The 12,637-nt window shown below is 35.0% G+C and carries 12 protein-coding genes and 1 riboswitch; of the genes, 2 read left to right on the top strand and 10 right to left on the bottom strand.

What is annotated here, in order from left to right:
• Positions 1 to 108: 108 nt before the first annotated feature.
• From KPL75_RS22000 to KPL75_RS21990, 3 genes are read right to left on the bottom strand one after another with little or no spacing between them, the layout of a single operon-like run.
• On the bottom strand, positions 109 to 942 hold the full coding sequence (locus tag KPL75_RS22000; protein WP_219917781.1) for a sulfurtransferase: 834 nt from the start codon (positions 940 to 942) through the stop codon (positions 109 to 111).
• Positions 943 to 944: 2 nt separating this feature from the next.
• Positions 945 to 1,217, bottom strand: a complete 273-nt coding sequence (locus KPL75_RS21995) for a DUF2533 family protein (RefSeq protein ID WP_219917780.1) — start codon at positions 1,215 to 1,217, stop codon at positions 945 to 947.
• A 27-nt stretch (positions 1,218 to 1,244) separates the two neighbouring features.
• A complete protein-coding gene (locus KPL75_RS21990) occupies positions 1,245 to 1,706 on the bottom strand; it encodes a GNAT family N-acetyltransferase (protein WP_219917779.1) in 462 nt (153 codons plus the stop codon).
• A gap of 71 nt (positions 1,707 to 1,777) precedes the next feature.
• Between KPL75_RS21990 and KPL75_RS21985 the strand changes: the two genes are divergently transcribed.
• Positions 1,778 to 2,032, top strand: a complete 255-nt coding sequence (locus KPL75_RS21985; RefSeq protein WP_000369740.1) for a DUF3931 domain-containing protein — start codon at positions 1,778 to 1,780, stop codon at positions 2,030 to 2,032.
• Positions 2,033 to 2,035: 3 nt separating this feature from the next.
• On the opposite strand, the gene KPL75_RS21980 is transcribed toward KPL75_RS21985, so the two are convergent.
• Both KPL75_RS21980 and KPL75_RS21975 read right to left on the bottom strand, forming a co-directional pair.
• Entirely contained in the window at positions 2,036 to 5,695 is a 3,660-nt protein-coding gene (locus tag KPL75_RS21980; protein ID WP_219917778.1) for a dynamin family protein, read from the bottom strand.
• A 195-nt stretch (positions 5,696 to 5,890) separates the two neighbouring features.
• Positions 5,891 to 6,148, bottom strand: a complete 258-nt coding sequence (locus KPL75_RS21975) for a hypothetical protein (protein ID WP_219921181.1) — start codon at positions 6,146 to 6,148, stop codon at positions 5,891 to 5,893.
• Positions 6,149 to 6,248: 100 nt separating this feature from the next.
• Here KPL75_RS21975 and KPL75_RS21970 point away from each other — a divergent pair, with 100 nt between their 5' ends.
• The gene (locus KPL75_RS21970) at positions 6,249 to 7,412 is read left to right on the top strand and encodes a DUF418 domain-containing protein (RefSeq protein ID WP_219917777.1); all 1,164 of its coding nucleotides are present in this window, start codon (positions 6,249 to 6,251) and stop codon (positions 7,410 to 7,412) included.
• Between the two features lie 14 nt (positions 7,413 to 7,426).
• Here the strand turns inward: KPL75_RS21970 and pbuX are convergent, their stop codons facing one another.
• The 5 genes from pbuX to ypwA all read right to left on the bottom strand — a co-directional run bounded on the left by pbuX (position 7,427) and on the right by ypwA (position 12,612).
• Complete coding sequence (pbuX, locus tag KPL75_RS21965) at positions 7,427 to 8,749, bottom strand: xanthine permease PbuX (protein WP_219917776.1); 1,323 nt, start codon at positions 8,747 to 8,749, stop codon at positions 7,427 to 7,429.
• Positions 8,750 to 8,752: 3 nt separating this feature from the next.
• Positions 8,753 to 9,346, bottom strand: coding sequence for a xanthine phosphoribosyltransferase (locus KPL75_RS21960; protein WP_002149272.1), 594 nt, complete (start codon positions 9,344 to 9,346; stop codon positions 8,753 to 8,755).
• A gap of 107 nt (positions 9,347 to 9,453) precedes the next feature.
• Positions 9,454 to 9,555: riboswitch (purine riboswitch) on the bottom strand.
• A gap of 116 nt (positions 9,556 to 9,671) precedes the next feature.
• Positions 9,672 to 10,418, bottom strand: coding sequence for a type I methionyl aminopeptidase (locus KPL75_RS21955; RefSeq protein WP_219917775.1), 747 nt, complete (start codon positions 10,416 to 10,418; stop codon positions 9,672 to 9,674).
• A gap of 154 nt (positions 10,419 to 10,572) precedes the next feature.
• Positions 10,573 to 11,046 carry a GNAT family N-acetyltransferase gene (locus KPL75_RS21950; protein ID WP_219917774.1) on the bottom strand — a complete coding sequence of 158 codons (474 nt, stop codon included), beginning with the start codon at positions 11,044 to 11,046 and terminating at the stop codon, positions 10,573 to 10,575.
• 48 nt (positions 11,047 to 11,094) lie between these two features.
• The gene (gene ypwA / locus KPL75_RS21945; RefSeq protein ID WP_219917773.1) at positions 11,095 to 12,612 is read right to left on the bottom strand and encodes a carboxypeptidase; all 1,518 of its coding nucleotides are present in this window, start codon (positions 12,610 to 12,612) and stop codon (positions 11,095 to 11,097) included.
• Positions 12,613 to 12,637 lie beyond the last annotated feature (25 nt).

The raw sequence follows: 12,637 nt of genomic DNA, 5'->3' as shown, positions 1-12,637 counted from the left end.
TTGTCGTTATATTATCACATTGTTTCCAATGTGTAAAATATAATATTTTTGAAGCAATCTCTTGCTTGTGACCTTATTTTAATACAAATTATTTTTGCATGCAAGTGATTAATCTTCTTCTTTTGCAATTTGATTTTCTGGATAAGAAATCCAATCACTCCAGCTACCTGCATACAATTTAACATTTTGAAAACCAGCTAATTTTAATGCAACTATATTTGGACATGCTGTAACACCAGAGCCACAATATACAATTGTTTCCTTATCTTTCGAAAGAGTTTTGAAACGTTCTTGTTGCTGGGCTTCATTTTTAAATTGTCCTGATTCTAGAATTCCATCCTTCCAAAAACAGTTTACTGCTGTCGGAATATGTCCTGCCTTCGGATCAACAAGCTCTTCTTCACCAGCATAACGTTTTGGCTCTCTAGAATCAATTAACGTAATATCTGCACCTGCATGAATATTCGCTTTGACCGTTTCCATCGTTACAAGCATATTATCTTGTATGTTTGCTTTGAATGTTTTTCGTGCAACAACAGGAATTTCCGTTGTTGTATGTAATCCATTCTCTTTCCAAGCAGGAAAGCCACCATCTAGTATATATACTTTCTCATGTCCTACATAGTTTAATAACCACCATAAACGAGAAGCATTTGCACCAGCTTGACTGTCATACGCAATCACTGTCGTATGTTCATCAATCCCGGCTTGTGAAAGCTTGTCTGCAAACTGCTCTATATTTGGTAATGGATGGCGACCACCATGCTCTATTACAGAACTTGATAAATCTAAATTTAAATCAAAATATAACGCATGGGGAATATGTTCTTCCTCATACTTCTCTTTACCCCAATTTGGATTCGCTAAATCAAAACGACAATCGACTATACGGACATGTTCATCTTCTAAATGCTCACACAACCATTCGACTGTAACAATCATCCTTAACGCCCTTCTTTCTCGTTCACGCGACCTACATACTCCATAACCATATCTGTTGTAACAAGTTTACGCTGCGGTGCAACGCCGCGTTTTGCAAGGTCATTAATTTGCTGTGTTACCATATTAATTGCATCAACTGAGAAATGTTTTCCATTTGATGCAAGTGCGATCGCAGCCTCAATCGCTGCTTCGCGTTGCGCATCTAATTGTAAAAATATTTTTACAATCTCATTTTGTTTACGAGAATGTGCCGTAATTGCTTTATGTACTTCCATCTTCTCTTCCCCCTAAATAATTTATACTTATTTGTTTAATTTCATTGCAAGCCGAATCATATCACGACATACAATTCCATTTTCAATAATCTCTTCTTCATAATGCTTTGAAAAGTAATCAAAATCAATAGAAAAAATACGAAATCCACATTTTTGATATAACGCAAGTTGTGAAATACTAGAATTACCTGTACCAACTTCAAGCTTGCACATATTATATTCTTTAGCTTTTTCTATTGCATGCAACAATAACCCCTTACCAATACCTTTTCCTTGCATATGTTCTACAACCGCAATATTCATAATTTCCATTGTCTTTGGTCTTGTTTCCAAAAGCACATATACACCAACCACTTTCCCCTCTACTTTGGCTACATATATCATTCCTCTCTGTATATATGTAGCGATTTGTCGCTCGCTTGGATCAGCAAGCAAGAGTAAAGACTTTGGCACATTATCTTTGGAAACACGATCTAATACAACATCCATAAAAATTCCTCCTTCTCTATTGTTCTAAACCCCCCTTGTCTACCATAGATAATAGAAAGGAGGGATTCACCATGGACAACAATGAGAAAAAATGCAACGTCATCTCTATTGATGGAAAGAAAAAGAAGAGCGACACATATTCCTATCCAAAATTAGTAGTAGAAAACAAAACGTATGAGTTTTCTTCATTCGTCTTATGCGGTGAAACACCAGACGGCAGACGCTTAGTTCTTACCCATATGATTTCTACTGATGAGTTTGCAGGGTTTGTAAAATCTTTAGATACTGTACTACAAAAGAAAATTGAACGAATCTTTTTTTCATAACAGCTATTTAATATAAATTTCTTTTTCAATTTCTACTAACTGCTTTTGTAGCTCTTCTTTACTTTGTTCGTATAGTGATACATCAATTGTTTCAGCTAAAGCGAATAATATACTTTCATAATAATTCTCAACATCTTGCTGCATCACTTTTTGGAGTAGGTTCCATTTTGCATCCCACTCTTGCTTATAATGATGTACGAATAAATCTTCTTCATCAACTACATAGTTTGATACGAAAGGTTCTAACACTCCTTTAGCGTCTTCTTGCATAAAAGCTTTATCATTTTTTTCAAAAAAGCTTTTCTCATTTTTAAAATGTGCTAGTGCCTTTTTAAAATCTTTTATTTCTATTGAAGGAAACGGCTCTTTATGTGTAATAACCTTATATTCATAATCCACTGCTCCACCCATAGAAATCGATTCATTTTCCACTTTGCAATTCACAACAATTTCATTCTTTGCACACTTCATCGCTTCATCTATCCATTTTTCAAGACGTAATGATGTCGCACGCATTTCTTGCAATAAATCATGTTGAATAAATGAAACTAATTCCATTACACATTGTTGCAACTGCATTTTCACATTTCCATCTGTTCGTAACGAAGCCGGATTAATAAATTCAGTAAACACATCGTTATAGCGTAAAAATAGACGTTGGTGTACATAGTAAAGCAATTCTTTCACTTCATTTTGCATTGCTTGCTCTTCAGCAAGTACACTATATGATGAAATAATATGAAGTAGCTGATCACGCTCTGCTTCATATTTTTTTGTTTGCTTCTCTTTCTCATCATTTCCCTGCTTCGCGCCATTTATCATATTTACAAGAAGCTGATTCGCTCCTTGCAATGCACCATATAAAGCATGCACAGATACAAGCATTAAATCCCTCATCATAAAGGACGTAAATGATTCTTCAAACTTAGCAATCCCAGAGTTTTGTAAAATACCATACTTTTCTTTATCAATACTTTTCCCTTGCTTTTCTTCAAGCGCACATAAACTTGAAATTGCAAATAAACGTGGATTTCTAATACCGTATTGCAAGAGTTGATCCGCAATATAGCCTTTTACCATTTCAAGTTCTTCTTCGGATTGTGCTAAATCGGCAGCATTTATTAAGAAGAACATTTTATCAAGTGCAAATGTATCCTTTACACGACCGAGCTGAATTAAAAATTCACGATCTGCACGAGAGAAAACATGATTATAGTATGTTACGAATAAAATAGCATCTGCGTTTTTAATATACTGGAATGCAACATCCGTATGGCGCGCGTTAATAGAATCCGCCCCTGGTGTATCTACAAGAGCTACTCCTTGCCTTGTTAAAGCACAATCATAATAAAGCTCCATATACTCAACAAAGCATGATTTTTCTTCATTGGCTACATAATCAGAGAACTCCTCTAACGTAACTTGTACTTGTTCCCCTAAATGATCAGCAACTGCCTCATATCCTTTTTGTACCGCTCGTAAAAAGCTAAATGTTGTTTTTTGCTTCCCGCTTGGTGAAGGATATTTCATAATTTTATCAATTTGCGTTAACGCTTCTTCCAATGTGGCAATTTCATAGTGAAACATTTTATAAACAGCTTTCATATCTTCTAACAGCGCTTGCTCTGACTTAAACTGGACAATTACCGTTCCATGTGGTTTCTCTTCTGTAACTGGCAAAATTTGATTTATTGTTGCTGTCGTTGGGTTTGGCGATACAGGAAGTACCTTTTCACCGAGCAATGCGTTAGCAAATGATGATTTTCCAGCACTAAAAGCTCCAAATAACGCTACTGTAAATTGCTTCGTTTCTACACGCTGTCTTTTTCCAACTACTTCTTGCTGTAAATGTTTCAGTGTAGGCAATGGATCTAATATCGTTTCAGCTTTCTTCACTTTCTCTAATATACGCTGAATATTTAAAACTTTCGTTCCTTTAATCTCTTCTTCACTAGCCGCTACGTTATCATTTACAATTTCTTGCTCTTGTAGTGTAAACTTCTCACTAACAACTTGTTTCTTACTTTGTAATATTTCGTCTATTTGCAATCCATCTGGTATAGAAACATGTTCATTCCAAATATCCCCTAAATAGCTCTCATATTCCTCATACGTCTTAATGTATTGTAATTTTGTTTCTTTGGCTGTTTGTAACATCGTGTATTTTTCATTTTCTTCTTCAATACGAGCAATCTCTATCTTCACTTTCTTCTGCAATATACCCGTACTTTTCCCAAAGATTTGCTGAGATTTTATAAAGTATCTTTTCTTTAACTCATTTGCAACGTCAGCAGTATAAAGAAGTAAGTAATCACCAGTAAATCCAGCCCCTTGTTTAATTGTTTCAGCCAACACTTCCGGTCCGAAAGCAATCTCTAACGCATATATGTCTTTCCCTATTTCTTCTGTAAATAACCCTTCTTCTTTTAAGAAGGCTACAATAAATTCTTTCACATGAAAATCAAGTTGCGTTTCAACAGTCTTTTGAAGAGCAGAATAAAAAGCATCTACACGTCTCTGTTTTTCTTGCTCCGTCTTGCCTTTCGCAAATAACAAACCAACTTTAAATTTCGTTAATTTCGTTTCTAAATATTTATTTGCCAATTCTCTCATTTCAAATGGCATTAAATACGCGTTATCTAATATGGCTTGTAAACCTTTTATAAATTCATTTCTCACATCAGATTCTTTACTAGCCACGCGATTTTTATTTTCAGTTAACTCTTCCTTTTTTTCAACTATCTCTGAAAGTGACAATGGTGATGTTAATTCTTCTTCATATTTCATGAGATATTTTTCATTTTCAGAAAGAATAAACGAAAAATGTTCCCCCAGTAAATATTCTGTTTCTCGCTCCATTCCCTTTCTTACATACTGCTCTTTTTCTTTCATGATAGAAAAGATTAATGCTTCTAAACTTTGAATTTCATTGTATGGATGGTTCATCATTCGCAATGATGTATAAAAAATCCCATCTACTTCAATATCCCAGTTAGAAAAAGACTGTTTTACACTATCTCTATACTCTTCAAACGATAACTCATTTGCTTTATGTTTATCTATTTGGTTTACAACGAGATAAACCGTTTTATTACGTTGTTTCAATTCTTTAACAAATTGTAAGTTAACCTCTGATTGGACATGGTTATAATCCATCATATAGAAAATAACATCTGCTAGATGCAGTGTGGATTCTGTCGCTAATTGGTGGGCATCATCCGTAGAATCAATTCCGGGCGTATCAACTAACATAACCCCATCAGGAATTGGCGCATCATTTCGATAAATATGAACACCAATTACTTCATCACCGTCTTTACATATTTGTTTTAATTCTTCTGCTGAATATGCGCCGTCATATTCATACTGTTCTCCAGACTTAATCGTTACAACTACGCGATCAGATCCCCTTTCAATTTTAACAACGTTAGCACTCGTCGGAATCGGACTTGTCGGTAATAATTGCGCTTTATATAGGTGATTCATCATTGTCGATTTTCCAGCAGAAAAATGACCACAAAAAGCTAGCATAAGCTGCTCTTGTTTATATTTTTGAATCACTTCAAACAACTTCAAACTATTCTCTACATCGCCGTTTTTTTGCCACTCTTCATAAAAACAAACAAGTTTTTTCATACCGTTTGTCTGTACTATGTTTGTCATCCCCTTGTTCCCCTTTATCCAAGATGTATATACTTTATCCCGCTATTTGCAAGCTAATAATCAGTAAGAGGTGAACCTCCACACTGATTACAGTTTCACTTTACTATCATACTAAATTTTCAGCATATTCTCATTAAAAAATAAAAAATCCCTTTCATTCTTTTTACAGATGAAAGGGATTTTATGTCATATCATTCATTTTGCTGTTCCTACTCCATTTAAAACATACTTTGTAACACCAACATATATAGCAACCGTACCTACTACAAGTGCATATACCATATTAACACACCAACCTTTTTTGATAATGATTATCACTTTTAAATATATTTTATCATTAAAGAGAATCATTATCAACAATTTTATAAAAAAGAAAGCTCCTTCGGGAAAAGGAGCTTTACTGCCTGTTTTAAAGAAGTTTAAAACTTGCTGTGCACTCTTATTATATCTCATAACACACATCTTAACAGTTTTAAAAATTGGAAATAACCTATATACCCTTCCCTTTACATTTTGTATAATAAAAGGGAATTACTTAACAAGGAGGAAAATAATGACACAAAATCTCACGCAAGGCGAGAGGATACACTCCATCGATATTATTAGAGGAATAGCTGTACTTGGCATTTTTCTTGTTAACTGGCCCGTTATCGCCGGGGTTGACTCACGTGACATTTCAGGAATTTACGAAGGGATAGACAGCTACATCCGCCTATTTTACGATATGTTTATTCAAACTAAATTTTATACAATTTTTTCGTTTTTATTCGGATTAGGTTTTTATATTTTTATGAATCGTGCTGAGGCGAAAACAGATCGTCCGAAAACTTTATTTGTTCGCCGCTTGCTCATTTTATTATTATTTGGTTTCTTGCATTACGTTCTTTTATGGGACGGAGACATCTTACATAGTTATGCAATTGCTGGATTTTTCTTATTCTTATTTTATAAGAGAGAGCCTCGTGCTATTTTGATTTGGGCATTAGTTTTACTAAGTATTTTTCAATTTTTCATGCTAATCGCTAGTATAGTGGTTGCATTAGTACCAAAGGCAGAGTTAGGGTTTTCCTTACCGATCATGCCACTTGAAGACTGGGTGTCACAAATACAAAATCGTTTCCATGCATTTTATTCTGAAGGAATTGGACTAAATGTATTCATGCTCCCAGAAACAGTTGGACTATTTTTACTTGGTTTATACGCCGGCAAAAAAGATATTTTCCGCCGCACGAAAGAGTTAGATCCAAAGCTTAAAAAATGGCAAATCATTATGTTCATTTTGACATTACCAATGTGGTTCTTCATGGTCCGTTACTTCTTATCAAAACCATCTTATGAACCATTTTATATGCAGGCCTTTACAATGTTTAGCGGGAAAACATTATTCATCTTCTACATTTTCACGCTGATGCGCTTATTACAAAAAGAAAAATGGCAAGCATTATTACGTCCATTCCAATACGTTGGACGAATGGCGTTAACAAATTACATCTCACATACAATTATTACATTACTTGTATTCGGTCTATTTTTCAAAAATTATTATCCTGCTCCATTATGGGTCGGGCCATTATTTTGCATCGGTTTCTACACGCTACAAATCTTCATTAGCCGCTGGTGGCTTTCTCGTTATCAATACGGGCCACTTGAATACATTTGGCGCCTTGGTACGTACGGTAAAATGATGCCACTTAAAAAGAAAAGCAAGGTCTCTTAATGAGACCTTGCTTTTTACGCTTCTCTTACTGCACTTTGCATAGAGACTGGTTCTTCTTTTACTTTTACTTTGCGATGCGGCACCATATTAAACACAATATTTAAAAGCACTGCTGATGCACTTCCAAGTACAATCCCGTTATCTGTTAAAATTCGAATGTTTTCAGGAAGCTGCGAGAATAACGTTGGAACAACTGTAACACCAAGTCCGATTCCGACAGAGCATGCAACAATTAATAAGTTTTCTTGCTTTCCAAAATCAACGCTACTTAACATTTTAATGCCATATGCCATAACCATGCCGAACATCGCTAACATCGCACCACCAAGTACTGATTTCGGAATGATTGTTGTAATAGCTGCGATTTTTGGAATGAACCCAAGAACAATTAACATACCGCCACAAGTATAAATAATAACGCGATTTCTTACTCCTGTTAATTGAACAAGTCCTACGTTTTGAGAGTAAGTTGTATATGGAAATGCGTTAAAAATACCACCTAACACCATCGCTAATCCTTCTGCGCGATAACCTTTTGTTAATTCTTTTTCACCGATCTTTTTATTACAAATATCAGATAATGCAAAATATACACCTGTTGCTTCCACAATCCCTACGCAAGCAACGAGAATCATCGTAATAATTGGCGTTAATTCAAATGTTGGTGTACCGAAGTAAAACGGCTGAATACCATGGAACCAATCTGCCTCTCCAACCGCTTGCAAGCTTACTTTTCCCATAAATGCTGCAACGATTGTACCGAACAAAAGACCTAATAAAATAGAAATAGAACGTATAAAACCATCAAAAAAACGATACATAATGATGATAAATAATAATACTCCAAATGCTAACGCTAAGTTTTCAAGACTTCCGAAATCTTTGCTTCCTACTCCGCCAGCCATATCATTAATCGCTGCTGGAACAAGTGTAACTCCAATTACGGTAACAACAGACCCTGTTACGACAGGGGGAAATAATTTTACAAGCTTTCCAAATAATTTCGCAAAAATAACAACAAACAAACCGGCAGCAATAATTGCTCCATAAATAGAAGACACGCCGTATTGTTTCCCAATTGCAATCATCGGCCCAACCGCTGTAAATGTACAACCTAGTACAACTGGAAGTCCAATACCGAAAAAGCGATTTGATAATGCTTGTAAAATTGTTGCAACGCCGCACATTAATAAATCAATTGAGACTAAATATGTTAACTCTTTTTGATTTAAGCCAAGTCCGCCGCCCACAATAAGTGGAACGATAATTGCACCCGCATACATAGCAAGCATATGCTGCATACCTAGCGATGCGATTTTAAATGGATGTTGCTTCATCGCTTATTTCACCTCCGCAGTTTCTTGCTGTACAAATGTAACTGTGCCGTTATCAAGTGATGCAATTTCTGCTAGTGATTCAACACGAACACCCTGTTCACGCAGCTTCTTTCCTCCATCTTGAAATGCTTTTTCAATAACAATGCCAATTCCCGCAATACTTGCCCCGGCTTGCTCTACTAAGCTCATTAAACCTAAAGCAGCCTGACCATTTGCTAAAAAGTCATCAATAATTAGTACATGATCATTTTCATCGATATGATTTCGAGATAATGAAATCTCGTTCGTTTCTTGTTTTGTAAATGAGTATACTTTCGCAACATACATATTATCTTGTAACGTTAACGATTTACGCTTTCTTGCAAAAACTACTTTTACACCAAGCTCTAAAGCAGCCATAACCGCTGGTGCAATGCCTGAAGATTCAATCGTTACGATTTTTGTAATGTTCTCTTCTTTAAAACGCTTAGCAAATTCTTTTCCGATTTCTTGCATAAGTACTGGATCAATTTGATGATTTAAAAATGCATCTACCTTTAATACATCACCAGATAAAACCTTTCCTTCGTTCAAAATCTTTTCTTGTAATACTTTCATGTTAGTTCCTCCTCTTATGCAAATAAAAAACTCCAAAAGCCGCCACCACTCGTTACAAGTGAGAGACGTGCTTTTGGAGTTTCGCAAAAAAGAATGCTAAACAAGCAAATATATTCGTCCTCACTCATAGTCAAAGTATTTACGGTACTTCGGTAGAAACTTGCAGGCCATATCCCCGCGATTATATGAGTGTAGCTAACTTATTTATTTATAGAAGGATTATAACGCACTTTTTTCACTTTGAAAAGCATTTATCGTAAAAATACGTACAAACTTTATGAAAACACCGTTTTCGTTCGATTTTTACAAACTCTTACCTATCATATTACAACGTCGTTAATATGATAGGACCATCCTTCGTAATCGCAATTGTATGCTCATATTGTGCAGATAATTTTCCATCCATCGTCCGTGCAGTCCATCCGTTTAAATCTACTTTAGAATATCGCATACCGGCATTTACAATAGGTTCAATTGTAATTACCATTCCTTCTTGTAATTCTGGCCCTTGCCTTGGCTTACCAAAATGAAAAATTGCTGGTTCCTCATGAATTTCTTTACCAATTCCATGTCCAGTAAAGTCTCTTGCAACAGAAAACCCTTCAGAAGCTACATAACTTTCAATTGCGTATCCAATATCTCCAACATGGTTACCACTTATCGCTTGCTCAATTCCTTTATATAAAGCACTCTCTGCTACTAACAATAACCTTTTTGCTTCATCAGAAATATCTCCAACTATATACGTCCATGCAGAATCCGAGAGCGCACCATTTAAGTTTACTACCATGTCAATTGTCACAATATCTCCTTCACTTAAAGGAACATCTGTTGGAAACCCATGACACATTTCATTGTTCACAGATGCACATATTGCGTATGGATAATCGTTATACCCTTTCTGTTCGGACCTGGCACCATGCTTTTCTAAATATGCTTCAACAAACGTATCAATTTCTTGTGTAGTGATACCTGGCTTCATCATTTTTGCAATTTCTCTATGACAAGAAGCTAGTAACTTCCCAGATTCATGCATCAAATCTATTTCATTTTTCGTTTTAATTGTAATCATACTACCTCTCCTTACTTAACTTGCTATTTGCTACTAAACTTCAATCATACACATCCTCTTCCAAAATTTCAAAACTTCTAATTACAACAAGTACAAAAACAAAAATCATTTATTTCTACATCAAAATAAAAAAACAGAAGCCCCCTTCTGTTTCTTAATCATTTTTACATATATAATTCATTTTCAAAAATTCAAAACTATCGCCATTTGTTTTTTGAGCAAACGTCCCAATCGCTTCGAATCCCACTTTCTTATATACTTTAATTGCTCTCTCATTAAATGTGGCTACTGATAATGTTATATGATTGCAGCCGTATTTTTCTTTACTAAAATCTAATCCAGCTTTTACGAACTGTAAACCTAATCCATTGCCCGTTATATCAGGTCTCATTCCAAGTCCTATATCAACCGTTTGATTATTTATTTTACAAAAACTAAAGAAGCCAATTATAATATCATTTTCTTTCACGACAAATGTAGTATTTCCTCTCATATGAGCATCTAAAAACTCCACTAAATCTTCTTGATCTGCCTCTATATCATAAAAAGAATACTCCCCTTCATAATGCCAGTTGTATGCAATTTCTTCTGCTTCCGCTTGCGACATTACTGTAAACATATAGTCCATTTCTCTCACTCCCTCATAAAAAAGAGCTGCAATTAAGCAGCTCCTGTTTTATAACTCATAAATCTCTTTATATTTAGCTTCTAAATAATCAGCTAAGTAGTTTGCATTTAAACCTTCACCTGTCACATCTTTTAAAATTTCAAGTGGTTTTTTTGTTTTGCCATATTGGTGAATATTCTCTGTTAACCATTCACGAATTGATGTCACGTTTCCTTCTTCTAACAATGCATCAAAGTTTGGAATATCCTTTAGCATCCTATGTTTAAATTGCGCTGCATACATATAACCAAGCGCATAAGATGGGAAATATCCAAATGAACCACCAGCCCAGTGAACGTCTTGTAATACACCTTGTGCATCATTCTCTGGACGAATACCTAAATAGGTTTCCATCTTATCATTCCATGCCGCTGGTAAGTCCTTTACTTGTAGTGTGCCATCAAATAATTCTTTCTCCAGCTCATAACGAACCATAACATGAAGCGGATATGTAAGTTCATCGGCTTCTATACGAATGAACGATGGCTTCGATTCATTAATTGCATCATAAAACTCATCAATTGATATATTATCAAATTGACCGTCGCTATACTCTTTTAATAAATCATAATTTTTCTTCCAGAATGATTTGTTACGACCGATAAAGTTCTCAAAGAATAATGATTGTGACTCATGAATACCCATTGATGTTCCGCTACATAGCGGTGTACCTTCAAATTTTTCTGCAATATTTTGTTCATATACAGCATGACCACATTCATGAATTGTTCCAAAAACGGCCATACGGAAATCTTTTTCATCATAACGAGTCGTAATACGAACATCCCCTCTATTTAATGTAATTTCAAAAGGATGTACCGTTTCATCAAGACGACCTGCTTCAAAGTCATAATTCAATTGCTTTAATAGCTCTAATGTAAAGTTCTTTTGTTTTTCTTTTGAAAAATGTTCTGATAAAGCACTTGTTTTTAATCCTTTTTTAGACTCAGAGATTTCCTTTACAAGCGGAACGATACGTTCACGAAGTTGACCAAATACGTGATCTAATACTTCTACTGTAATACCCGGCTCATACATGTCTAATAATGTATTATACTTATATGTTTCGTAACCCCAATATGTAATAAATTTCTTTTTGAACTCAACAATTTTTTCCAAATACGGACGGAACATTTCGAAATCAGACTTTTCACGAGCTTCTTCCCATACACTTTCTGCTTTCGCTTCTAGTTTCACATATGCTTCATATTCCGCTTGTGGAATTTTCTTATTTCTATCATATTCTTTACGACATTCTTCAACCATTTTCTTCGTCGTTTCAGAAAGTTTATCTTCAGTTATTAAAGCTTCTAACTCAGTTAAATACTTTCCCATCTCATCTGAAGTCGACATTGCAAACACTTCTGACGAAAGCATTCCAATTACTTCTGAACGTTGGTCTACACCTTTCTTTGGTGCACCTGTTCTTAAATCCCAAAACATTAAACTTAATGCTTCTCCGTAATTCTCTATCTTCTTCACATATGTTAAAAATTGTGTTTCTACTTCATATGTAGCAACTGTCATAGTATAAAAACCCTCCTTTTTCTAC

The organism is Bacillus sp. NP247, assembly GCF_018966865.1.
In the GTDB taxonomy this organism is placed as follows: Bacteria; Bacillota; Bacilli; order Bacillales; family Bacillaceae_G; genus Bacillus_A.
The sequence above is the reverse complement of the archived record's forward strand: the minus strand, read 5'-3'. Positions and strand labels throughout refer to the sequence as shown.